This is a genomic window from Pantoea sp. UBA4549, assembly GCF_002387285.1.
GTDB lineage: Bacteria > Pseudomonadota > Gammaproteobacteria > Enterobacterales > Enterobacteriaceae > Pantoea > Pantoea borealis.
Genome location: NZ_DGLH01000013.1, coordinates 198,329 through 220,737 on the forward strand (window position 1 = coordinate 198,329; position 22,409 = coordinate 220,737).

The following is a 22,409-nucleotide window of genomic DNA, read 5'->3' on the forward strand; positions in this document are numbered from 1 at the left end:
TGCCGTCAGCTGTCCGCCGCCGCCAGCGCCTGGCGGATATCCGCAATCAGGTCATCCGGATGCTCAATCCCTATCGACAGACGCACCGTGGCGTCGCTGATGCCAATGCGCTGGCGTACGGCCTGCGGGACGCCGGAATGGGTGGTGCTGGCCGGATGGCTGGCCAGCGACTCGGTGCCCCCCAGGCTCACTGCCAGCTTAAACAGCGTCAGCGCATTGAGAAAGCGGAAAGCCGCAGGCTCGCCGCCCTGAATATCAAAAGAGAAGGTCGAACCGGCACCGCTGCACTGGCGCCGGTACGTTTCACCTGCCGCACTCTGCGTATCGAGATAGGGCAGCCAGAACAGCGCCGCCACCCGGGGCCTGTCGCGCAGGAAGGCGGCGACCCGTTCCGCGTTTGCAGCGGCTTTCTCCATACGCAGCGCCAGCGTCTCCAGCGAACGGCCAATCATCCAGCTGGAGTGCGGGTCGAGCTGCGTGCCGATCGCGCTGCGCAGTGCGCGCACGCGGCTCATCAGTGCCCGGCTGCCCAGCGCGGCACCGGCGATAAGGTCGGAATGGCCGCCCACATATTTTGTCAGCGAATAGAGCGAGATATCAGCGCCGTGCTGCAGCGGATGCTGAAACAGTGGCCCCAGCAGCGTGTTATCGCAGGCGATCACCGGACGTGAACCCTGCTGCTGCGCAATCACATCAGCCACCTGCGCAATAAGCCGGATATCCACCAGGCTGTTGGTAGGGTTGGCTGGCGTTTCGATCAGGATCAGGGCAACCCGGCCGCGCTGGCACGCCAGCTTCGCCGCTTCATAAACCCTCTCTTCATCCGTACCCTCGCTGAACCCCACGGCTTTAATTTCCATATCGTGCAGCGTCTTGCTCAGCAGCGTTTCTGTGCCACCATACAGCGGCTGCGAATGCAGGATCACCTCGCCCGGCCGCGCAAACGCAAGCAGCGTAGTGGCAATGGCTGACATACCGGAAGAGAAGAGCACCGCACTCTCAGCGCCTTCATAAATCGCCAGGCGATCTTCAACGATTTCGCTATTGGGATGATTAAAGCGTGAATAGACCAGCCCGCCGCTCTGGCCATCAGGCGGCTGACGGCGGCCCGCTGCATAATCAAAAAAATCTTTGCCCTCTTCGGCGCTGTTAAAGACAAAGGTTGAGGTAAGAAACACCGGCGGTTTTACCGCGCCCTCTGACAGCCGCGGATCGTAGCCATAATTAAGCATCTGCGTTTCCGGATGCAGCGCGCGCCGATCGGAAGGTGTTTTGTTGCTGGGAGAGTTCGTCATAGCAGCTCCGGCTGGATCAGGATAAAGCGCGTAAACCCTGCTATAGAGTTAATGCCATCGCGGGAAATTTTGCTACGTAATCGTTTGCGTTTTGTGTGCGCCGTTAGCCATCAGGCGCATTGTGATAGACTGCGGAGCTTTCTGAAAACCTTAACCAGGCGAACGCAATGAAACACACCGTTGATGTGATGATCTCCCGGGAGGAGATTGCAACCCGTATTGCCGAGCTGGGCAAACAGATCAGTGAAGCCTACCGCGACAGCGGCAGCGAGATGGTGCTGGTTGGTCTGCTGCGCGGCTCCTTTATGTTTATGGCCGATCTGTGCCGGGAAATTGACGTCCCGCATGAGGTCGACTTTATGACCGCCTCCAGCTACGGCAGCGGCATGTCGTCGTCACGTGATGTCAAAATTCTGAAAGACCTCGATGAAGATATTCGCGGTAAAGATGTGCTGATCGTGGAAGATATCATCGACTCCGGCAACACGCTGAGTAAAGTGCGTGAGATCCTGCGCCTGCGTGAGCCAAAATCACTGGCCATCTGCACGCTGCTGGACAAACCCGAGCGTCGTGAAGTTGAGGTGCCGGTTGAATATGTCGGCTTTACCATTCCCGATGAGTTTGTCGTGGGCTTTGGCATTGACTACGCGCAGCGCTATCGTCATCTGCCTTACATCGGCAAAGTCACCATGCTGGACGCATAACCGCACAATCTACCTGGGTCATTTCGGCCGTTCCGGGATAGAATCAGCCGCCCGTAAGTGACTGACTTGCGGGCCTGATGCACTTTTCTGCACGATATAGCGCGTCATGCGCTCCCCGCAGGCGCACCGCGTCTGATTTCAACACAAATTCTGCTGAATTCACCGCACGTCTGGCGCGGGCGCACTATCATTTTCATCAGGCTTTGATGTCACAACAACAGGATATGGACTCGCAATGACTTATGCACTGGAACTTTCCGGGCTGACCAAGACCTATCCCGGCGGCGTACAGGCGCTGAAAGGTCTCGATCTGAACGTAGAGGCAGGCGACTTTTACGCTCTGCTGGGGCCAAACGGGGCCGGTAAATCAACCACCATTGGTATTATCAGCTCGCTGGTTAATAAATCCGGCGGCAGCGTTCGGGTATTTGGTTACGACCTGCAAAAAGATGTGGTCAATGCCAAGCGTCAGCTCGGGCTGGTGCCACAGGAGTTCAACTTTAACCCGTTTGAAACCGTGATGCAGATCGTCGTAAATCAGGCGGGCTATTACGGCGTGGAGCGGGCAGACGCGAACAAGCGTGCAGAAAAGTATCTCAACCAGCTCGATCTGTGGGGCAAACGCAATGAGCGTGCCCGCATGCTTTCAGGCGGCATGAAGCGCCGCCTGATGATCGCGCGTGCGCTGATGCATGAGCCCAAGCTGCTGATTCTGGATGAACCAACGGCCGGCGTGGATATTGAACTGCGCCGCTCAATGTGGGTGTTTCTGAAAGAGCTGAATGCGAAAGGCACCACGATTATCCTCACCACGCACTATCTGGAAGAGGCGGAGATGCTGTGTCGTAATATCGGCATCATTCAGAGCGGCGAGCTGGTGGAGAATACCTCCATGAAAGGCCTGCTCTCCAAACTCAAATCGGAAACCTTTATTCTCGATCTCGCTCCGCGCAGCGCGCTGCCGCATCTGGAGGGCTTCCAGTATCGTCTGGTTGATACCTCGACGCTGGAGGTGGAAGTGATGCGTGAGCAGGGGCTTAACAGCGTATTCAGTCAGCTGAGCGCGCAGGGCGTGCAGGTACTGAGCATGCGCAACAAGGCGAACCGGCTGGAAGAGCTGTTTGTGGGACTGACACAGGGTAAAGCAGGAGGCAGAGCATGACGCATCTTTATTGGGTGGCGTTAAAGAGTATCTGGAGCAAAGAGATTAACCGGTTTGCCCGCATCTGGATCCAGACGCTGGTGCCGCCGGTGATCACCATGACGCTCTACTTTATTATTTTCGGTAACCTGATTGGTTCACGCATTGGTGACATGCACGGCTTCAGCTATATGCAGTTTATCGTGCCGGGCCTGATTATGATGTCGGTGATCACCAACGCCTATGCTAACGTCGCCTCCTCCTTTTTCAGCGCCAAATTTCAGCGCAATATTGAGGAGTTGCTGGTAGCACCGGTGCCGACCCATATCATCATTGCCGGCTATGTCGGCGGCGGCGTGGCGCGTGGCGTCTGCGTAGGGATCCTGGTAACGGCGGTGTCGCTGTTTTTTGTGCCGTTCCACGTTTTCTCCTGGCCGATGGTCGCCATCACCCTGCTGCTGACCGCGGTGCTGTTTTCGCTGGCGGGTCTGCTGAATGCGGTGTTTGCCCGTACTTTTGATGATATCAGCCTGATCCCGACCTTTGTGCTGACGCCGCTGACTTACCTGGGTGGCGTCTTCTATTCACTGGCGCTGCTGCCGCCATTCTGGCAGGCAGTATCGAAGCTGAATCCGGTGGTGTATATGATCAGCGGCTTCCGGTACGGCTTCCTCGGCATCAACGATGTGCCGCTGGTGTTTACGCTGTCGGTACTGATGGCGTTTATCGTCGTGTTCTATGTGCTGGTGTATACGCTGATCCAGCGCGGTCGCGGCTTACGCACCTGAATGTCATTCAGCAAGCGGATAATAAACAGGGGCGCCGGAAGGGCGCCCCTGGTGTTTCTGGCCGCTCAGCGCAATCGGGCTGAACGCTACGCGACCTGAACCGGCAGCGCCCGGGCAAGACGTTTCATCTCATTATCGCCCTCAAAATAGGCCACCTTTGGCTGCCAGCTGCGCGCCACCTCATCCTCTACCTGCACGTAAGAACAGATAATCATGATGTCTCCGGCACAGGCGCAGCGCGCGGCGGCACCGTTTACGGAGATAATTTTTGATCCCCGCTCGGCGGCGATGGCGTAGGTGGAGAAACGCTGGCCGTTGGTCACGTTGTAAATATCGATCGCTTCATATTGCAGAATGCCGGCGGCATCGAGAAAATCCTGATCGATCGCGCAGGAGCCTTCATAGTGCAGATCGGCCTGCGTCACTTTAACGCGGTGCAGTTTGCCCTGCAGAACAGTACGAATCATCACGGTATACCCTTAAGCTGCTATTTAAACGACGGCTTACGCCATCAGATCCACTTGCTGGTTATCAATTAGACGCGCATTGCCGAGCCAGGCGGCCATCAGGATCACCGCGCGCTGGCTCTCCACCGTCAGCGGCTGCAGCGTGTCGGCATCGCAGATTGCCACTCCGTCAGGACGAAACCCCTTTTCCTGCAGCGCCGTATTTGCCTGCTCAATAATCTCATCAATGTGGCGTTCGCCGTTGCTGAGACGCTCCGCCATACTGCGCATCACCTGGCTCAGACCCGGTGCCAGCCTGCGTTCATCGGCAGTAAGGTAGCCATTGCGCGAACTCAGTGCCAGCCCATCTTTAGCCCGCACCGTGGGCACGCCGACAATGTCGATATCAAAGCCCATATCTGCGACCAGTCTGCGTATGATCGCCAGCTGCTGAAAATCCTTTTCGCCAAAACAGGCGACATCAGGCTGCACGAGGTTAAAGAGTTTGCTGACAACCGTGGCGACCCCGCGGAAGTGGCCCGGCCGGCTGGCGCCCTCCAGCAGCGTGGAGAGCACCGGCACCTCAACAAACGTCTGGTTCTCTGTACCCTGCGGATAGATCGCCTGCGGGGCCGGCGCAAACACCACATCCACACCGTGACGGTTAAGCTTTTCGCAATCGTCCTGCAGCGTGCGCGGATAGCGTGCAAGGTCATCCGCGCGGTCAAACTGCATCGGGTTAACAAACACCGAGACCACAACTACGTCAGCCCGCTGGCGGGCTTCATCGACCAGCGTCAGATGGCCATCATGCAGATTGCCCATCGTGGGCACCAGGGCGATACGTTTGCCCGCCTGGCGCCAGCGACGGATCTCCCGGCGCAGCATCGGCAGCGTTTCAATGATCAACACGATAAATCTCCGGATTCAGAAGAAGCTGTGTTCGGCGGCAGGATAGGTGCCTGCCTCAACGTCGGCAATATACTGGCGAATTGCCGCGCGAATGTCGCCGGTTTCGGCGAGGAAATTTTTGGCAAATTTTGGAATGTGGCCGCCGGTGATACCGAAGGCGTCATGCATCACCAGAATCTGACCATCGGTGACGTTGCCTGCACCGATGCCGATCACCGGGATGGTCAGCGCCTGGGTGATGCGCGCCGCCAGCGCAACCGGAACGCACTCCAGCACCATCAGCTGCGCGCCAGCCGCTTCCAGCGCCAGAGCGTCTGACAGCAGACGTTCAGCGCCCGCCTCATCCCGGCCCTGCACTTTATAACCGCCAAAGATATTGACCGACTGCGGCGTCAGGCCAAGATGGCCGCAGACCGGCACGGCGCGCTCGGTTAACAGGCGTACGCTCTCTGCCAGCCAGGCTCCGCCTTCCAGCTTGACCATATTGGCACCGGCGCGCATCAGCTGTGCGGCACTGGTAAAAGTCTGCTCCGGGGTGGCATAGCTCATAAACGGCAGGTCAGCCATGACCAGCGCCTGCGGTGCACCCCGACGTACGGTGGCGGTATGATAGGCGATATCGGCGACCGTCACCGGCAGCGTGGAATCATGCCCCTGTACCGTCATACCCAGCGAATCGCCAATCAGCATCACCTGAATGCCTTCATCGGCAAACAGGCGGGCAAAGCTGAAATCATAAGCAGTCAGGGTGGCAAAGCGGCGCCCGCTGGCTTTCAGCTGGCGCAGATAAGAGATAGTGGTTGGTTTCATCGCAATCTCCGGCGTTTCTGATGCGCGCAGTGTACTGGATTGATTGCAGGGCGGATATGACCGGCAGGAAATTATCGCGGTTCAGACGGACCAGAGCGTGATTTCACTGCAGTCCAGCGTGGCGAGCACGCCGCTCAGTGGCCGGCCATCGGGCAGGCGCAGACCAGGCGCAACCTCCAGCAGCGGCAGCAGCATAAATGCACGGTTGTGCATATCATAGTGCGGTACGGTTAAACGCGGGGTATGAATAACCTGATTGCCAAACAGCATGATATCGATATCCAGCGTACGCGGCCCCCAGCGCTCGGCTTTGCGTACGCGGCCATGCTCCAGCTCAATATGCTGAGTGTGATCCAGCAGCGTTTCGGGCAGCAGCTGGGTGTCAAGCGCGACCACCGCGTTCAGGTAGTCGGGCTGGTCGGCCGGGCCATAGGGTGGCGTGCGATAGAACGATGAGGTCGCCACGCGGGTCGTGTCCGGCAGCGTATCCAGCGCGGCGAGCGCTGCATCAATCTGATGCAGCGGATCGGCAAGGTTACTGCCCAGGGCAAGGTAGACGCGAGTCATGATGCGCTGCTGCTGTTATCCTGCTCACGACGCGGACCGGCAGAGCGACGGCGCGGACGGCGCGGTTTACGACGCGGCTGCGGATCGTCGCCCAGCGTGTTCAGCATGGTTTTCTGCTGGACCGGAACGGCCGCCTGGAATTCACCCCACCACTGAGTAAGACGCTGCAGCTCCGGGTTCTTTTCCACATCGGCACGCAGCGCCAGCAGATCGTAAGCGGCGCGGAACTTCGGATGCTCCATCAGTTTCCACGCGCGTTTACCGTGGCGACGCGACATACGCAGCTGCAGCTGCCAGATATCGCGGACCAGGGTGGTAATGCGTTTCGGGATCGCCAGTGCGCGACACGCTTCATCCAGCGTATCGTTCATGGACAGCGCAAAAGCGTCGTAGTAGGTCAGGCCGCTCTCCTGAGCGATACGCTCAGCGGATTCCAGCTGCGGGTACCAGAACATAGCGGCAAACAGAAACGCCGGATTGACACGCAAATCGTTGTGCAGGCGGGTATCGGTGTTTTTCAGCACCTGCGCCACCATGCGCTCCATCATGCTGTCGCCCTGTTCGGTAAAATGACGCGCCAGCGTCGGGAACAGCGGCTGGAAGAGCTGATATTCACACAGCATCTGCCAGGTGCGATAGCCGTAGCCAGCCTGCAGCAGCTTCAGCGCTTCTTCAAACAGGCGGGCAGGGGGCACGTCATTCAGCAGCGTTGCCAGACGCGGGATCGGCTCGGCGGTTGCCGGTGCAATCTGCATATTAAGTTTGGCGGCAAAGCGCACCACGCGCAGCATGCGTACCGGATCTTCGCGGTAGCGCGTTTCCGGATCGCCAATCAGGCGTACCACACCCTCCTGCAGATCCTGCAGGCCACCCACATAATCACGGACCGTGAAATCCGCCACGCTGTAGTAGAGGCTGTTGATGGTGAGATCGCGGCGCTGTGCATCGTCTTCGATGCTGCCGAAAATATTGTCGCGCAGCAGCATGCCGTTCTGGCCGCGCTGCGAGCTGTTGCGATCGTCGTCGCTCTCTTCCTGATGATGGCCGCGGAAGGTCGCTACCTCGATCACTTCCGGCCCAAACATCACGTGCGCCAGACGGAAGCGGCGGCCAACCAGACGGCAGTTACGGAACAATTTGCGCATCTGCTCTGGCGTGGCGTTGGTCGTCACGTCGAAATCTTTCGGCTTTTTACCCAGCAGCAGGTCGCGTACGCCGCCGCCGACCAGGTAAGCTTCAAAGCCCGCTTTATTCAGGCGATAGAGCACCTTAAGGGCGTTTTCGCTGATATCTTTGCGTGAGATGTTATGGTTTTCCCGGGGAATGATGGTCATCTGGTTTTCAGCTTCCACCTCTTCAGGCACCTCCTCGTCACGCTTGAGGACTCTCCGGCAAAAATTAGCGACTCGGGTAAAAATGGGACACCTCGACAGTGACAAAAAATGGGTGGTAATAAAATCAGCGGCTAATCATAGCCTGTTGCGAACCATTTAGGAATGGCGTTGTCATTTCATCCGGCTTCAGTGCGTTATGTAACGGGATCTGCGCCGGTGACCAGTGCGTAACGGCCTGGCTCAGCAGCGACGCCAGCGGGCTATCCTGCCAGCCTTCCGCTACCGGCTGCCCGAGAAAACGCAGCGCCTGCACCAGCAGCGGACGCGGATCGCCTGCGGGCAGGGCAGGGGCATGGTTCTGCTTGGAGAGTTTATTGCCGTCCGCGGTGATTGCCAGCGGCAGATGCAGGTATGCCGGCGGCGACCAGCCTAACTGCTGGTAGAGTGCAATCTGGCGCACCGTGGGGGCGATTAAATCAGCGCCGCGCACAATTTCAGTAACGCCCTGATCATGATCGTCGACCACCACCGCCAGGTTATAGGCGAACAGCCCGTCCCGGCGATGGATAATAAAATCCTCTTCTGCCAGCTGACGATCCGCCAGCAGTTCCCCGCGCAGCCGGTCGGTAAAATGCCAGACCGGCGCATGCTGGCGCAGGCGCAGTGCCGCGTTATCCGGCGGCAGCTGGCGGTCGCGACAGTGACCATCATAATATCCCCCCAGCTGCTGAATACGCCGGCGGCTGCAGGTGCAGAAATAACTCTGGCGGTGTGTCCTTAGCCAGGCCAGCGCCGCCCGATACGCCTCATGCCGCTGCGACTGCCACATCACATCGCCATCCCACTCCAGCCCGTAATGTTCCAGCTGCTGCAGAATGCGCGTGGCTGCACCCGGGACTTCACGCGGCGGATCGATATCTTCAATACGGACCAGCCAGCGGCCCTGCTGCGCGCGCGCGCTGAGGTAACTGCCCAGAGCAGCAATCAGGGAACCAAAATGAAGATCGCCGGAGGGCGAAGGGGCGAAGCGACCGGTACAGGAGGACATAGCAGAGGGGGTCATCAGAAGATACACCGCACGGCGGGGAAGCGTTGCTTTTCCCTGCTGTGCGGTGAGAACAGGCGGATGGACATCAGCCAGCCATCTGCTTCTCGCGGATCTCAGCCAGCGTTTTGCAGTCAATGCAAAGATCGGCAGTCGGACGCGCTTCCAGACGGCGAATACCGATTTCAACACCGCAGGATTCGCAGTAGCCGAAGTCGTCATCTTCCACTTTTTTCAGCGTCTTTTCGATCTTCTTAATCAGCTTACGCTCGCGATCGCGGTTACGCAGTTCCAGGCTGAACTCCTCTTCCTGCGCGGCACGGTCAACCGGATCGGGGAAATTAGCAGCTTCGTCCTGCATGTGTGACACAGTACGGTCTACTTCATCCCTGAGTTGGTTGCGCCAGGCTTCCAGGATCTTGCGGAAGTGACCTAGCTGGGCGTCGTTCATGTACTCTTCGCCCGGTTTCTCCTGATACGGCTCCACACCTGCGATGGCGAGGATACTCAGGGACGATGTTTTACGGTTTTGCCCTTCTTGCATGTTGTTTCTCCTGGATAACACGCACTACCCGTTGCGATTCAGACTGCCCGGCAGGATTGCCGTACGGCTGGCCTGTCTGCTCTGGGTTTATCGATTCCCATCAGGGAAAAAAACAGGCCGCTATAAATAGCAGAAGCAATCAAGGTTGGCAATTATTCCTGAACACACCTTGACAAGCCTGTGAGTAAAAGCGTATTTAGCGCGCCTCCGGCTCCATCCTGACACAGTTTATCGCCACTATTATGACAGCTCAGCGCAGGCTGCCAGCGGCAGCGGTCGTGAGAGCCGCATCTGTTCAGGAGAAAGCGTGGCCTGATACGCGAACACTTCTACGCCACGGCGCTGTGCCTGTACCAGTAGTTCTGCGTAGTGCGCGTCGATATGGCGCGCCGGGGAAACGTCCTCAATCCCCGTGTGCAGAACAGCAAACAACAAAACGGCCCGATGACCTTCTGCTGCGATTGCACTGAGTTCGCGCAGATGCTTCTGTCCACGGGCCGTCACCGCATCCGGAAAATAGCCTTTACCATTCTGTAAAAGGGTGACGGATTTGACTTCAATATAGCAGTTTGATCTGCCCTCTGCCTGAAGAAGGAAGTCAATTCGGCTTTTTTCCGTGCCATATTTCACTTCGCTGCGGCAGTGGGTGTAACCGGATAATTCCGGAATACGTTGCTGCTGCAGCGCCTCCTGCACCAGCTGATTAGCGCGTAGCGTATTGACGCAGATCCAGTGGCCCATCTGCGTCTCTGTCAGCTCCCAGCTATGCGGGTATTTGCGCGTCGTGCTGGCTGATGTGGAGTACCACACCGTGTCGCCCGGCGTGGCGCAGCCGGTCATGGCACCGGTGTTAGCGCAGTGGATGGTCAGCAGGGTGCCGTCAGGCGTCACGATGTCAGCCAGAAAGCGCTTGTAGCGTGCTACCAGGCGAGCCGGCCTGAGCGGCGGGGTAAACTGCATTGCGGATCCTCAGACTGAAGTCAGCGGCCAGCGCGCCAGGGTTTTATAGCGCGTACGGCCGCGGGAAAAGAGCGATGAACAGAGGGCGAATCGGGTCGCCTCTGTCTGCCAGTGAAAGCCGCGCGGCGGCAGTGCAATACGCTGCGTGGCGTGACGCAGCAGGGTGACATGCGGATGAAAAGGCTGTGCGCTCTGCACGCAGCCGTGTCGTGCGGCCTGAGCGCGCAGCAGTGCCGCCAGCTGCAGCAGGCCACGCGGCGCGCGCTGACAGCCAAGCCATACCACGCCAGGGCGCGGCCAGTGTCCGGCATCATCCAGGTCAAGCGTAAAAGCGGGCTGGCTGATACGTGCGGCGAGCTGTTGCAGCCGGTTCTGCGTCTCGCCATTCACTTCACCTAAAAACGCCAGCGTCAGGTGCAGGTTGGCTGCTTCAACCGGCGTACCGGCATCAGCGGCAAAATTATCCGCCCGCCACTGCACCAGCTGCTGCTGAAGCGGAGCAGGCAGTTCAAGAGCAAAAAAGAGGCGTTGCGTGGTCATAAGCGTGCTCCGGTAATCTGCGCCGGGTGGTGTACAATGCGCGCCATATTAGCACAGGCAGAGCAGGAGAAGAGCGTGAGTGAATTACCGGTCAGCGAGGTATTGCCTGCACTGCTGACAGCCCTGGAGAGTTCGCCGCAGGTGCTGCTGGCAGCCCCCACCGGCGCAGGGAAATCGACCTGGCTGCCGCTGCAGCTGCTGCAACAGGCATCGCTTTCGGGGCGCATTATTATGCTGGAGCCGCGTCGTCTGGCAGCGCGTAATGTGGCACAGCGGCTGGCGGAGCAGCTCGGCGAGCAGCCGGGTGAAACCGTGGGTTTCCGGCTGCGCGGTGAGAGCTGCGTCGGCGCGCATACCCGGCTTGAGGTGGTCACTGAGGGGATCCTGACGCGTATGCTGCAGCGCGATCCCATGCTGGAGGGCGTAGCGCTGGTGATCCTCGATGAGTTTCACGAGCGCAGTCTGCAGGCCGATCTGGCGCTGGCGCTGCTGCTGGATGTGCAGCAGGGACTGCGCGATGACCTGAAGCTGCTGCTGATGTCTGCCACGCTGGATAATCAGCGTCTGCAGGCACTGCTGCCCGCTGCGCCTGCCATTGTTTCGGCCGGGCGCAGTTATCCGGTAGCGCGCCGCTATGCCAGCCTTAATCCACAGACGCGTTTTGACGAAGCCGTGGCGCGCGAGGTTGCACAGCTGCTGCGCGAGGAGCATGGCTCGCTGCTGCTGTTTCTGCCGGGCGTGGCAGAAATTGAGCGTGTCAGGCGGGAGCTGAGCGCTCGGGTAGGAGACGACATCGATCTGGCGCCGCTCTACGGCGCGCTGCCGCTGGAGGCGCAGCGGCGCGCCATTCTGCCTGCCGCGACAGGCCGCCGTAAGGTGGTGCTCGCCACGAATATCGCGGAGACCAGCCTGACCATTGAGGGTATCCGTCTGGTGGTCGATAGCGCGCTGGAGCGCGTCGCGCAGTTTGATGCCCGCAGCGGCGTCACCCGGCTGCAAACGCAGCGTATCAGTCAGGCGTCGATGACACAGCGCGCCGGCCGCGCCGGACGGCTTGAGCCGGGTATCTGCCTGCATCTGCTGCCGCAGGAGCAGGCGCTGCGCGCGCCGGCGCAGAGCGATGCAGAAATGCTCAGCAGCGATCTGGCCGGCCTGCGGCTGGAGCTGCTGCAGTGGGGCTGTAGCGCGGTCACGCAGCTGCAGTGGCTTGACCTGCCGCCGGCACGCAACCTGCAGGCAGCCGATGCGCTGCTGTACCAGCTGGGTGCACTTGACGGCGCCGGACGGCTTAACGCCACCGGCCGGAAAATGGCCCGGCTCGGCAGCGATCCGCGCCTTGCAGCCATCCTCTGTGCCGCAGGTGAAGAGAGCGATGCCATTGCCAGCGCGGCGCTGCTGGTGGCTATTCTCGAAGATCCGCCGCGCGGCGGCAGTGCCGATTTACGCGACGCGCTGAACCACCCCCAGCCGCAGTGGCAGCGACGGGCGCGGCAGTGGCAGCAGCGTTTGCATGCCACTGACGGACGGGCTGATGCCGACCGCATACCGGCACTGCTGGCGGCAGGTTTTGCCGATCGCATTGCGCAGCGGCGCGGCGAGAGCGCCCGCTATCAGCTGGCAAACGGTCTGGGCGCCATGCTGGATGAGGATCACGGCCTCAGTCGTTATCCCGCGCTGATTGCGCCCGCACTGCTGCAGGGAGCCGGTGCGGCGGAGGCACGGATGCTGCTGGCGCTGCCGGTGGATCTGGCGGCGTTGCGTGTCGCGCTGCCGCAGCTCGTTACCCGCCGGGTTGACGTGGAGTGGGATGAGGAGAGGGGCACGCTGCGCGCCTGGAAGCGCGAACTGCTGGGCGCGCTGGTGCTCAGCGCGCAGCCGCAGGCGCGACCAGAGCCGGACATTCTGCATCCCGCCATGCTGCGCTGGATACGCGAAAAGGGCCTGTCTGTACTGGGCTGGACACCGGAAGCGGAGCAGCTGCGCCTGCGCCTGCAGTGCGCGAAACAGTGGCTGCCGGAAGAGCAGTGGCCACCGCTGGACGATATGGCATTGCTTGATACACTGGAAAGCTGGTTACTGCCTGAGATGACGGGCGTGCGCGATTTGAAAGGGCTGCAGGGCATCAGCCTCAGCCGGGCATTATTACATTTGCTGACATGGTCGCAACGTCAGCGGCTGGATAGTGCGTTGCCAACTCACTACACTGTGCCGACCGGAAGCCGCCTGCCGATCCGCTATCATGCAGAGAACCCGCCCGCGCTGGCCGTTCGCCTGCAGGAGATGTTTGGCGAGGCGCAGAATCCGGCTATCGCCGACGGCCGCGTACCGCTGGTGCTGGAGCTACTGTCACCGGCGCATCGTCCGCTGCAGATCACCCGCGATCTGGCGGCGTTCTGGCGCGGGGCGTATCCCGTGGTGCAGAAAGAGATGAAAGGGCGCTATCCCAAACACCCATGGCCGGACGATCCGGCCAGCGCCCTGCCAACAAGGCGCACCAAAAAGTTTTCCCCGTAATCCTGTGGATCGAATTCAGAGGGTTCTGCCATGCGCCGCGGGAGAAAGCAGTTAGAGTAACGGCCGCAGCCACCGCTATGCCTGGAGAGAAAAGAGTATGTCTGGGAACGATCGCGAACCTATTGGGCGCAAAGGAAAAGCGCCAAAGCCGCCGCGCACGACCGCGCGGCGCGGGACCCGCAAAGAGCCTGATGGTCACATCGGGCAAACTGATATTGATGATGATTATGAGGAGAGCGCTCCGGTGCCACCGAAAAGTAAAGGAAGAGGGAAAGGTCCGCAGCGCGGCAAACGCCGCTGGTTAGGCTGGCTGATCAAGCTCTTCCTGATCGTTGTTGTCGTGATGGCGGCCTGGGGTGTCTATCTCGACTCCGAGATCCGCAGCCGTATTGATGGCAAAGTCTGGCAGCTGCCTGCCGCCGTCTACGGACGCATGGTCAGCCTTGAGCCTGGCATGGCCTATGACAAGAAAGAGATGATTGCGCTGCTGGAAGGCACGCAGTATCGCGAAGTGTCGCGCATTACGCGTCCGGGCGAGTTCAGCGTCAAAGGTAACACCATCGATCTGCTGCGCCGGCCGTTTGATTTTCCGGACAGTAAAGAGGGACAGATTAACGCGCGTCTGACCTTCAGTAATGATGAGCTGTCCGGCATTAAAAATCTCGATACCGGACGCGACTTCGGCTTCTTCCGTCTCGATCCGCGCCTGATCACCATGCTGCAGTCGCCTAACGGCGAACAGCGTCTGTTTGTGCCGCGTGCCGGCTTCCCGGATCTGCTGGTTGATACGCTGATCGCGACTGAAGATCGTCACTTCTATGAGCATGACGGGATCAGCCCTTACTCAATTGGCCGTGCGTTTCTCGCCAACATCACCGCCGGAAAAGCGGTGCAGGGCGGCAGTACGCTGACGCAGCAGCTGGTAAAAAACCTGTTCCTGACCAATGAGCGTTCACTATGGCGTAAAGCGCGCGAAGCCTATATGGCGGTGATCATGGATGCGCGTTACAGCAAAGATCGCATCCTTGAGCTTTATCTCAATGAGGTCTATCTCGGCCAGGCCGGTAACGATCAGATCCGCGGCTTCCCGCTGGCCAGCCTCTACTATTTCGGGCGTCCGGTTGATGAGCTCAGCCTCGATCAGCAGGCGATGCTGGTAGGGATGGTAAAAGGTGCCTCGCTCTACAACCCGTGGCGTAATCCAAAGCTGGCACTGGAGCGACGTAATCTGGTGCTGCGTCTGTTACAGCAGCAGCAGGTGATCGATCAGGAGCTGTATGACATGCTCTCGGCGCGTCCGCTGGGCGTCCAGCCGAAAGGTGGCGTGATCACCCCGCAACCCGCCTTTATGCAGATGGTGCGTAATGAACTGCAGGCGAAGCTGGGCGATAAGGTAAAAGATCTCTCGGGCGTGAAAATTTTCACTACGCTCGATCCGGTTTCACAGGACGCGGCGGAAAAGGCGGTAGAAGAGGGCATTCCGACGCTGAAAAAACAGCGCGGGCTGAAAGATCTGGAAACCGCCATGGTAGTGGTAGACCGTTTCAGCGGTGAAGTGCGTGCCATGGTGGGCGGTTCCGATCCGCAGTTTGCCGGCTATAACCGTGCGCTGCAGGCGCGCCGCTCTATTGGCTCGCTGGCCAAACCGGCTACCTATCTTACCGCACTGAGTCAGCCTAACAGCTACCGGCTGAACAGCTGGATCGCGGATGAACCGATTGCGCTGAAGCAGCCTAACGGCAGCGTCTGGAAGCCGATGAACGACGATCGTCGTTTCAGCGGCAAAGTGATGCTGGTGGATGCGCTGACTAACTCCATGAACGTACCCACCGTTAATCTCGGTATGACGCTGGGACTGGATGCGGTAGTGGATACCTGGAATAAACTGGGGGTATCGAAAGATCAGCTGCACCCGGTGCCGGCGATGCTGCTGGGGGCGCTGAACCTGACGCCGGTGGAAGTGGCGCAGGCGTTCCAGTCAATCGCCAGCGGCGGCAACCGCGCTGATCTGTCAGCGGTGCGTTCGGTGATTGCCGAAGATGGCTCGGTGCTGTTCCAGAGCTTCCCGCAGGCACAGCGCGTGGAGCCTGCTCAGGCGGCCTATCTGACACTTTATACCATGCAGCAGGTGGCGGAACGCGGTACCGCGCATGCGCTGGGCGCGCGCTATCCTAAAGCACATCTGGCGGGCAAAACCGGCACCACCAACGATCTGATCGACAGCTGGTTTGCCGGTGTTGATGGCAAAGAAGTGGCGATTACCTGGGTCGGACGTGATAACAACCAGACGTCGAAACTTTATGGCTCCAGCGGCGCAATGCAGATCTACCGTCGCTATCTCGATAATCAGGCACCGATGCCGCTGGTGCTGACGCCGCCGGAAGATATCACGCAGATGAACGTTGATTCGGCAGGTAATTTTGTATGCGGATCCGGCAGCAGCACCTGGCGTTCACTGCCTGTCTGGACGCTGGATCCGGCCGCGCTCTGCCAGCAGCAGATGGAGCAGCAGCAGGTGTTCCAGCAGCAGCAGCAACAGCAGCCTGAGCAGCAACAGCAACAGCAACAGCAGCCTCAGCAGCAGAATGAACAGAAGGATTCTGACGGCGTGGCGGGCTGGATCAAAGATATGTTCGGCAGTAAATAAGTCATCCCTTCATACAGGGCGCTCCGGCGCCCTTTTTTTGTCTCTGATTTTTATCCGCGATCAAAAATTGCTGCAATCGGGCAGCGATCGGGCCGTTAGCGCAGATTACATCTTGCAGATCGCGCGCAGCTTCGCCTAGAATCTTTGCGTCTGATAATCATTATCGTTTTCATTCGCCCGCATTGTTCATCTGTTGAGAGACTCCTTCATGAGTGCGCGAACTACTTTTTTCCGGCCGGTGCTGACGCCTCGTCGCCCGCTGGCTTTATTCATTGCGTTAACACTGGGTACGCTGAGCGCGCAGGCGCTGGCAGAAGAGACTGTTGTTGTCACCGCTGGCGATACCGGCGCGGTGGCGCAGGAGAGCGCCTGGGGCCCGGCCCCGACCATTGCGGCGAAGCAGAGCGCCACCGGCACCAAAACCGATACGCCGATTGAGAAAAACCCGCAGTCGGTTTCGGTTGTGACGCAGGAAGAGATGGCGATGCATGCCGTCACCAGCGTTAAAGGGGCATTCAACTATACCCCTGGCGTACTGACCGGTAACCGCGGCAGTTCTGACGTGATTGACGCACTCTCGATTCGCGGCTTCAGCGAAACCAATACCAATCAGTATCTGGATGGCCTGAAACTGCAGGGCGACAACTACTCAGAATTCGCCCTCGATCCCTACTTCCTGGAGCGTGCGGAGCTGCTGCGCGGCCCGGTATCGGTGCTCTATGGAAAAAGTAATCCGGGCGGCGTGGTGGCGCTGGTCAGCAAGCGTCCTACGCAGGAGACGCTGCGTGAAGTGCAGTTTCAGATGGGCAATGACAATCTGTTCTCAACCGGCTTCGATTTTGGCGGTGCGCTCGATGACGCAGGCGTCTACAGCTATCGTCTGACCGGTCTCGCACGCAGCGCGGATGCGCAGCAGGCACGTAATAAAGAGAAGCGCTACACCATTGCGCCTTCGTTCAGCTGGCGTCCGGACGAAAATACGCGTTTTGACCTGCTGACTTACTTCCAGAATGAACCGGAAACCGGCTATTACGGCTGGCTGCCGCGCGAAGGCACGGTGGTGGGCATCACCCGCCCGGACGGCAGCAGTTACAAGCTGCCGACCGATTTTGATGAAGGCGAAGACAGCAACAAGATTTCGCGCAACACCAAAATGGTCGGGTACAGCGTTGAGCATAGCTTCAGCGATACCTGGACGGTACGGCAGAACCTGCGCTATGCCGAACTGCGTACGGATTACCGCAGCATTTATGGCTTTGGTTATAACCCTGATAATCAACGTATTACCCGTAATGCGGCATTCTCGAAAGAGAAACTCAACCAGTTCGCGGTTGATACGCAGGCTCAGGCTAACTTTGCTACCGGTGATTTAGCTCATACCTTACTGCTGGGCGTTGATTTCCAGCGCACCCGTAACGATATTGATGGTCAGTTTGGTGTCGCCAGTGGCCTTAGCCCATTCAATCCGCAATATGGTGATGACAGCTATACGCCTTATACCAATCCTTATCAGCATTTAAATCAGCAGCGCCAGACCGGCCTGTATGCGCAGGATCAAATGGAATGGAACCGCTGGGTGTTAACGCTCGGTGGCCGCTACGATTACGCGATGAACTCCGTTACCGACCGGGTGGAAAATTCCGTAGACCGCCAGAATGATCAGGCATTTACCTGGCGTGGTGGGCTTAACTACGTATTCGATAACGGTATCGCACCTTACTTCAGCTACAGCGAAGCGTTTATTCCGAATGCCGGTGCGACAGGGGACGGTCAGGCATTCGATCCTTCACGCGCTAAGCAGTATGAGGCAGGCGTAAAATACGTGCCGAAAGATCGTCCGATTGTTATGACGGCCGCTGTGTATCAGCTTACCAAAACCAAAAACCTGACGGCCGATCCCAACAATCCGCAATTTAGCGTGCAGAGCGGCGAAATTCGCTCACGCGGCGTGGAGCTGGAAGCGAAAGCCGCGGTGAACGCCAGCATCAACCTGACGGCGGCTTACTCTTACACCGATGCGGAATACACCGAAGATAACTTGCTGAAAGGCCGCACGCCGGTGCAAGTGCCGAAGCACATGGCATCGCTGTGGGGCGACTACACCTTCCATGACACGGCGCTATCGGGCGTAACTATCGGTGCCGGTGTGCGTTACGTCGGTGAAAGCAAAGGGTTGTATGCCAGCGGTAGCAACGCGAACCAGAACTTCGATGTCGCCGCTTACACCACGGTAGACGCCGCGCTGAAGTACGATCTGGGTCGCTTCGGCCTGCCGGGTTCGACTGTGGGCGTCAACGTCAACAACCTGTTTAATCGTGACTACGTGGCCAGCTGCTACCGCGACTACGCCTGCTACTGGGGCGCTGAGCGCCGTATCGTCGGCACCGCCACCTTCCGTTTCTGAAACTGATATCCGGGCGCGCTGCGCCCGTTAGCCAGGGAGTACCATGCTGCATCCGGACTACGCCGAAACCACTTTTGCGCTGGAGAATGCCAGCTTTCACGTGCCGGGGCGTACGCTGCTGCATCCGCTGTCGCTGACGTTTACGCCGGGGAAAGTCACCGCACTGATTGGCCACAACGGCTCGGGAAAATCAACGCTGCTGAAAATGCTGGGGCGCCATCATGCCGCGACGGCAGGGCAGGTGCTGCTGAACGATGAACCGGTGGCGCACTGGAACAGCAAAGCGTTTGCGCGTCAGGTTGCTTATCTGCCCCAGCAGCTGCCCGCAGCCGAAGGCATGACGGTGCGTGAACTCACCGCAATGGGGCGCTACCCGTGGCACGGTGCGCTGGGACGTTACGGTGCAGAAGATCGCAACCGGGTGGAAGAGGCGATTGCGCTGGTGGGGCTGAAACCCTTTGCTGGCCGCCTGGTGGATAGCCTTTCCGGCGGCGAGCGTCAGCGCGCCTGGCTGGCGATGCTGGTGGCGCAGAACAGCCGCTGTCTGCTGCTGGATGAGCCGACGTCGGCGCTGGACATTGCGCATCAGGTTGAGGTGCTGGCACTGATCCAGCGGCTGAGCCGCGAACGCGGACTCACCGTGATTGCCGTCCTGCACGATATCAACATGGCGGCGCGCTACTGCGACCGGCTGGTAGCGCTGCGTCAGGGCGAGGTTATCGCCGAAGGCGAGCCGGAGGCAATCATGCAGGCTGACGTGCTGGGCACTATCTATGGCATTCCGATGGGCATACTGCCGCACCCGCAGGGCGGCGCACCCGTCAGTTTTGTTTGCTGAGGAGCAGGGATGATCTCACTGACCCGTCGTCGTCTGCTGACGGCGCTGGCGCTCTCACCGTTAATGCAGTGCGCGCCGCTGCGTGCTGCCGTGCCGGATCGTTCACGCATTCTGGCGCTGGAGTGGCTCTCTGCTGAACTGCTGATGGCGCTGGGTGTGGCGCCGCTCGGCGTGGCTGACGTGCATAACTACAACATCTGGGTTGGCGAGCCGCCGCTGCCCGCCAGCACGATTGATATCGGGCTGCGTGGTGAACCTAATCTGGAGCTGATGACGCAGCTGGAGCCCTCGCTGATTCTGTACTATAGCGGCTTTGGTCCGACAGCAGAAACGCTGCAGCACATCGCCCCGACGCTGGGTTTTTCGCTTCACAGCGGTGACGGTAAACCGTTCAGCGCCGCACAACGCTCGCTGCGGCAGCTGGGTGCGCGCATTGGCCGCGAAGCGCAGGCGGAGCAGCATCTGCAGGAGACAGAACAGCAGCTGGCGGCAGCAAGGACGCGCCTGCAGCGATGGGCCGGACGCCCGATCCTGCTGATGTCGCTGCTCGACAGCCGGCACGCCATTGTCTTCGGACAAAACAGCCTGTTTCTTGATGTGATGCAGCGGCTCGGCCTTACCAGCGCCTGGCAGGGAGAAACCAGCTACTGGGGCAGCGCGGTGATTGGCCTGGAGCGGCTGGCAGAGGTGGGCAACGTTGAAGTGCTCTGCTTTGACCACGATAATCAACGCGATATGCAGCAGGTGACCCGCACTGCGCTGTGGCAGGCGCTGCCGTTTGTACGCGCAGGCCGCTTCCGGCGCGTACCGGCCGTATGGTATTACGGCACCACGCTGGCCGCCCTGCGTTTTGTACGCGTGCTGGAAAGCGCGCTGGAGTCCCGCTAATGCGTATCTCTCTGTTTCCCGCGGCGCTGCTGAGCACGCTGTTTGCTGTCGCACTGCTGCTGACGGGTATCAACCTGCAGCACACGCTGCCGCTGTCGCAGTGGTCGCAGGCGCTTTTCACGCCCGATACCGATGCAATTCATCAGATGGTATTTCACTACAGTCTGCTGCCGCGTCTGGCACTGGCGCTGCTGCTCGGTGCCGGACTGGGGCTGGCGGGCCTGCTGTTTCAGCAGGTGCTGCGTAATCCGCTGGCAGAGCCTGCCACGCTGGGCATCTCCTCCGGCGCCCAGCTGGGCATTACCGTTGCCACGCTGTGGCAGCTGCCGGGTGGTGAGCTTACGCAGCAGTTTGCCGCGACAGGCGGGGCGCTGCTGGTCGGCGTGCTGGTGTTTGGCGTGGCGTGGGGCAGACGGCTTTCACCGGTGACGCTGATCCTTGCCGGGCTGGTTCTAAGCCTGTACGCCGGCGCGGTTAATCAGGTCTTTGCCATTTTTAATCACGATCAGCTGCAGAATATGTTCCTCTGGAGTACCGGGGCGCTTAATCAGCTGGACGGGCACAACGTGGCGCTGCTCTGGCCCCGGCTGCTGCTGGCGTTTGTGCTGACGCTGGCGCTGCTGCGTCCGCTGACGCTGATGGGACTGGATGACAGCGTGGCAAAAAATCTTGGCCTGTCGCTTTCCGTCGCGCGCGTTGCCGCGCTTGCGCTGGCAATTCTGCTCAGCGCGCAGCTGGTGAACATTGCCGGCATTATCGGTTTTATCGGCCTGTTTGCGCCGCTGCTGGCAAAAATGCTGGGCGCGCGGCGGCTGCTCAGCCGCATTCTGCTGGCTCCGCTGATTGGCGCCCTGCTGCTGTGGCTGGCCGATCAGTCGGTGCAGTGGCTCACGGTGTACTGGCGTGAGATTTCGACCGGGACGGCGACGGCGCTGACCGGCGTGCTGCTGCTGCTGTGGCTGCTGCCGCGACTGCGTGCCGGGTCTCAGCCGCCGGAAATGAACAGCGGCGATCGGGTGCCGGCCGAGCGTCAGCGTGTCCTGCACTGGGTGCTGACGGGGCTGGCCGTGCTGCTGCTGCTGACGATTGCGGGGATCAGTTTTGGTCGTAACGCCACAGGCTGGGCATGGGTCAGCGGTGACATGCTGCAGCAGCTGCTGCCGTGGCGCGCGCCGCGCGTGCTGGCGGCGCTGGCGGTGGGGTTAATGCTGGGCGTGGCGGGCACGCTGATCCAGCGTCTGACCGGCAACCCGATGGCCAGCCCGGAAGTGCTGGGTATCAGCTCCGGGGCGGCATGCGGCGTCGTGCTGATGCTGTTTTTTGTGCCAGGCGATGCGCTGGCGTGGCTGCTGCCGGCAGGGATAGCCGGAGGCGCATTAACGCTCGGCGTGATTATGCTGGTTGCCAGCCGGGGGGGCTTTTCACCGCAGCGTATGCTGCTCGCAGGGATGGCGCTGAACAGCGCGTTTGCGACGCTGCTGATGCTGCTGATGGCGAGTGGCGATCCGCGCATGGCGGGGCTGCTGAGCTGGGTCTCGGGCTCCACCTATAACATTACGCTGCCGCAGGCGCTGCAGAGTGCGGCTATCGCTCTGGTGCTGGTTGCGCTGGCGCCCCTGGCAAGCCGCTGGCTGACGCTGCTGCCGCTCGGCAGCGCAACCGCCCGTTCAGCGGGGATGTCGCTGACTGCCTCAAGGCTGCTGCTGCTGCTGCTGGCGGCCGCACTGACCGCTGCCGCAACGCTGACGGTGGGACCGCTGAGCTTTATCGGGCTGATGGCGCCGCATATTGTGCGGATGCTCGGCTTCCGGCGCGCGCTGCCGCAGATGATGATGGCTGGCGTGATCGGCGCCGGGCTGATGCTGGTCGCTGACTGGTGCGGCAGAATGCTGGCGTTTCCGGATCAGATCCCGGCAGGGCTGATGGCAACCTTCTTTGGCGCCCCCTATTTTATCTGGCTGCTGCGCCGGGCGTGATATAAAAAAGGTGCGCCGCGGCGCACCTTTTTGTTATGGCCTGTCAGGGCAGAGCT

The 22,409-nt window shown here is 60.0% G+C and carries 19 protein-coding genes; 9 read left to right on the forward strand and 10 right to left on the reverse strand.

Going from position 1 to position 22,409, the window contains the following annotated elements:
- Positions 1 to 5: 5 nt before the first annotated feature.
- On the reverse strand, positions 6 to 1,295 hold the full coding sequence (locus tag B3041_RS13330; RefSeq protein ID WP_292975521.1) for a cystathionine gamma-synthase family protein: 1,290 nt from the start codon (positions 1,293 to 1,295) through the stop codon (positions 6 to 8).
- A 167-nt stretch (positions 1,296 to 1,462) separates the two neighbouring features.
- On the opposite strand from B3041_RS13330, the gene hpt reads away from it, so the two are divergent.
- The 3 genes from hpt to B3041_RS13345 all read left to right on the forward strand — a co-directional run bounded on the left by hpt (position 1,463) and on the right by B3041_RS13345 (position 3,928).
- Positions 1,463 to 1,999, forward strand: coding sequence for a hypoxanthine phosphoribosyltransferase (gene hpt / locus B3041_RS13335; protein ID WP_039382640.1), 537 nt, complete (start codon positions 1,463 to 1,465; stop codon positions 1,997 to 1,999).
- A gap of 235 nt (positions 2,000 to 2,234) precedes the next feature.
- Positions 2,235 to 3,161 (forward strand): ABC transporter ATP-binding protein, encoded by a 927-nt coding sequence (locus B3041_RS13340; RefSeq protein ID WP_065650112.1) that lies wholly within the window; start codon positions 2,235 to 2,237, stop codon positions 3,159 to 3,161.
- Positions 3,158 to 3,928, forward strand: coding sequence for an ABC transporter permease (locus tag B3041_RS13345; RefSeq protein ID WP_065650111.1), 771 nt, complete (start codon positions 3,158 to 3,160; stop codon positions 3,926 to 3,928). Before B3041_RS13340 ends, B3041_RS13345 begins: the two co-directional genes overlap by 4 nt.
- Before the next feature lie 86 nt (positions 3,929 to 4,014).
- On the opposite strand, the gene panD is transcribed toward B3041_RS13345, so the two are convergent.
- The 9 genes from panD to thpR form a co-directional block, all read right to left on the reverse strand.
- Positions 4,015 to 4,395: an aspartate 1-decarboxylase gene (gene panD / locus B3041_RS13350; RefSeq protein WP_039382649.1), complete on the reverse strand. Its 381-nt coding sequence runs from the start codon at positions 4,393 to 4,395 to the stop codon at positions 4,015 to 4,017.
- Positions 4,396 to 4,431: 36 nt separating this feature from the next.
- Complete coding sequence (gene panC / locus B3041_RS13355; RefSeq protein WP_065650110.1) at positions 4,432 to 5,286, reverse strand: pantoate--beta-alanine ligase; 855 nt, start codon at positions 5,284 to 5,286, stop codon at positions 4,432 to 4,434.
- A gap of 15 nt (positions 5,287 to 5,301) precedes the next feature.
- Positions 5,302 to 6,096 carry a 3-methyl-2-oxobutanoate hydroxymethyltransferase gene (gene panB / locus B3041_RS13360; RefSeq protein ID WP_292975529.1) on the reverse strand — a complete coding sequence of 265 codons (795 nt, stop codon included), beginning with the start codon at positions 6,094 to 6,096 and terminating at the stop codon, positions 5,302 to 5,304.
- Positions 6,097 to 6,177: 81 nt separating this feature from the next.
- Positions 6,178 to 6,663, reverse strand: coding sequence for a 2-amino-4-hydroxy-6-hydroxymethyldihydropteridine diphosphokinase (gene folK / locus B3041_RS13365; protein WP_292975532.1), 486 nt, complete (start codon positions 6,661 to 6,663; stop codon positions 6,178 to 6,180).
- Positions 6,660 to 8,081, reverse strand: a complete 1,422-nt coding sequence (gene pcnB, locus B3041_RS13370; protein ID WP_206099918.1) for a polynucleotide adenylyltransferase PcnB — start codon at positions 8,079 to 8,081, stop codon at positions 6,660 to 6,662. Before pcnB ends, folK begins: the two co-directional genes overlap by 4 nt.
- A 40-nt stretch (positions 8,082 to 8,121) precedes the next feature.
- On the reverse strand, positions 8,122 to 9,060 hold the full coding sequence (gene gluQRS / locus B3041_RS13375; RefSeq protein ID WP_292975535.1) for a tRNA glutamyl-Q(34) synthetase GluQRS: 939 nt from the start codon (positions 9,058 to 9,060) through the stop codon (positions 8,122 to 8,124).
- A 70-nt stretch (positions 9,061 to 9,130) separates the two neighbouring features.
- On the reverse strand, positions 9,131 to 9,586 hold the full coding sequence (dksA, locus tag B3041_RS13380; protein ID WP_039382663.1) for an RNA polymerase-binding protein DksA: 456 nt from the start codon (positions 9,584 to 9,586) through the stop codon (positions 9,131 to 9,133).
- 240 nt (positions 9,587 to 9,826) lie between these two features.
- On the reverse strand, positions 9,827 to 10,546 hold the full coding sequence (sfsA, locus tag B3041_RS13385; RefSeq protein ID WP_065650107.1) for a DNA/RNA nuclease SfsA: 720 nt from the start codon (positions 10,544 to 10,546) through the stop codon (positions 9,827 to 9,829).
- A gap of 9 nt (positions 10,547 to 10,555) precedes the next feature.
- Positions 10,556 to 11,086 (reverse strand): RNA 2',3'-cyclic phosphodiesterase, encoded by a 531-nt coding sequence (gene thpR, locus B3041_RS13390; RefSeq protein WP_292975541.1) that lies wholly within the window; start codon positions 11,084 to 11,086, stop codon positions 10,556 to 10,558.
- 36 nt (positions 11,087 to 11,122) lie between these two features.
- Between thpR and hrpB the strand changes: the two genes are divergently transcribed.
- The 6 genes from hrpB (at position 11,123) to fhuB (ending at position 22,353) form a co-directional block, all read left to right on the forward strand.
- Positions 11,123 to 13,600 carry an ATP-dependent helicase HrpB gene (hrpB, locus tag B3041_RS13395; RefSeq protein ID WP_292975544.1) on the forward strand — a complete coding sequence of 826 codons (2,478 nt, stop codon included), beginning with the start codon at positions 11,123 to 11,125 and terminating at the stop codon, positions 13,598 to 13,600.
- A 97-nt stretch (positions 13,601 to 13,697) separates the two neighbouring features.
- A complete protein-coding gene (mrcB, locus tag B3041_RS13400) occupies positions 13,698 to 16,247 on the forward strand; it encodes a bifunctional glycosyl transferase/transpeptidase (RefSeq protein WP_292975547.1) in 2,550 nt (849 codons plus the stop codon).
- Between the two features lie 208 nt (positions 16,248 to 16,455).
- Entirely contained in the window at positions 16,456 to 18,651 is a 2,196-nt protein-coding gene (gene fhuA, locus B3041_RS13405; protein ID WP_065650103.1) for a ferrichrome porin FhuA, read from the forward strand.
- A 43-nt stretch (positions 18,652 to 18,694) separates the two neighbouring features.
- Entirely contained in the window at positions 18,695 to 19,489 is a 795-nt protein-coding gene (fhuC, locus tag B3041_RS13410) for a Fe3+-hydroxamate ABC transporter ATP-binding protein FhuC (protein ID WP_065650102.1), read from the forward strand.
- A 9-nt stretch (positions 19,490 to 19,498) separates the two neighbouring features.
- Entirely contained in the window at positions 19,499 to 20,377 is an 879-nt protein-coding gene (gene fhuD, locus B3041_RS13415) for a Fe(3+)-hydroxamate ABC transporter substrate-binding protein FhuD (RefSeq protein WP_292975552.1), read from the forward strand.
- Complete coding sequence (fhuB, locus tag B3041_RS13420; RefSeq protein ID WP_292975555.1) at positions 20,377 to 22,353, forward strand: Fe(3+)-hydroxamate ABC transporter permease FhuB; 1,977 nt, start codon at positions 20,377 to 20,379, stop codon at positions 22,351 to 22,353. The genes fhuD and fhuB overlap by 1 nt, the downstream gene beginning before the upstream one ends.
- The last annotated feature ends 56 nt before the right edge of the window (positions 22,354 to 22,409 follow it).

Excerpts from the sequence above, each read along its gene's own strand:
- B3041_RS13330 (WP_292975521.1), bottom strand. The coding sequence starts at position 1,295 with ATGACGAACTCTCCCAGCAACAAAACACCTTCCGATCGGCGCGCGCTG.
- hpt (WP_039382640.1), top strand. The coding sequence starts at position 1,463 with ATGAAACACACCGTTGATGTGATGATCTCCCGGGAGGAGATTGCAACC.
- B3041_RS13340 (WP_065650112.1), top strand. The coding sequence starts at position 2,235 with ATGACTTATGCACTGGAACTTTCCGGGCTGACCAAGACCTATCCCGGC.
- B3041_RS13345 (WP_065650111.1), top strand. The coding sequence starts at position 3,158 with ATGACGCATCTTTATTGGGTGGCGTTAAAGAGTATCTGGAGCAAAGAG.
- panD (WP_039382649.1), bottom strand. The coding sequence starts at position 4,395 with ATGATTCGTACTGTTCTGCAGGGCAAACTGCACCGCGTTAAAGTGACG.
- panB (WP_292975529.1), bottom strand. The coding sequence starts at position 6,096 with ATGAAACCAACCACTATCTCTTATCTGCGCCAGCTGAAAGCCAGCGGG.
- folK (WP_292975532.1), bottom strand. The coding sequence starts at position 6,663 with ATGACTCGCGTCTACCTTGCCCTGGGCAGTAACCTTGCCGATCCGCTG.
- gluQRS (WP_292975535.1), bottom strand. The coding sequence starts at position 9,060 with ATGACCCCCTCTGCTATGTCCTCCTGTACCGGTCGCTTCGCCCCTTCG.
- dksA (WP_039382663.1), bottom strand. The coding sequence starts at position 9,586 with ATGCAAGAAGGGCAAAACCGTAAAACATCGTCCCTGAGTATCCTCGCC.
- sfsA (WP_065650107.1), bottom strand. The coding sequence starts at position 10,546 with ATGCAGTTTACCCCGCCGCTCAGGCCGGCTCGCCTGGTAGCACGCTAC.
- thpR (WP_292975541.1), bottom strand. The coding sequence starts at position 11,086 with ATGACCACGCAACGCCTCTTTTTTGCTCTTGAACTGCCTGCTCCGCTT.
- hrpB (WP_292975544.1), top strand. The coding sequence starts at position 11,123 with ATGCGCGCCATATTAGCACAGGCAGAGCAGGAGAAGAGCGTGAGTGAA.
- mrcB (WP_292975547.1), top strand. The coding sequence starts at position 13,698 with ATGTCTGGGAACGATCGCGAACCTATTGGGCGCAAAGGAAAAGCGCCA.
- fhuA (WP_065650103.1), top strand. The coding sequence starts at position 16,456 with ATGAGTGCGCGAACTACTTTTTTCCGGCCGGTGCTGACGCCTCGTCGC.
- fhuC (WP_065650102.1), top strand. The coding sequence starts at position 18,695 with ATGCTGCATCCGGACTACGCCGAAACCACTTTTGCGCTGGAGAATGCC.
- fhuD (WP_292975552.1), top strand. The coding sequence starts at position 19,499 with ATGATCTCACTGACCCGTCGTCGTCTGCTGACGGCGCTGGCGCTCTCA.
- fhuB (WP_292975555.1), top strand. The coding sequence starts at position 20,377 with ATGCGTATCTCTCTGTTTCCCGCGGCGCTGCTGAGCACGCTGTTTGCT.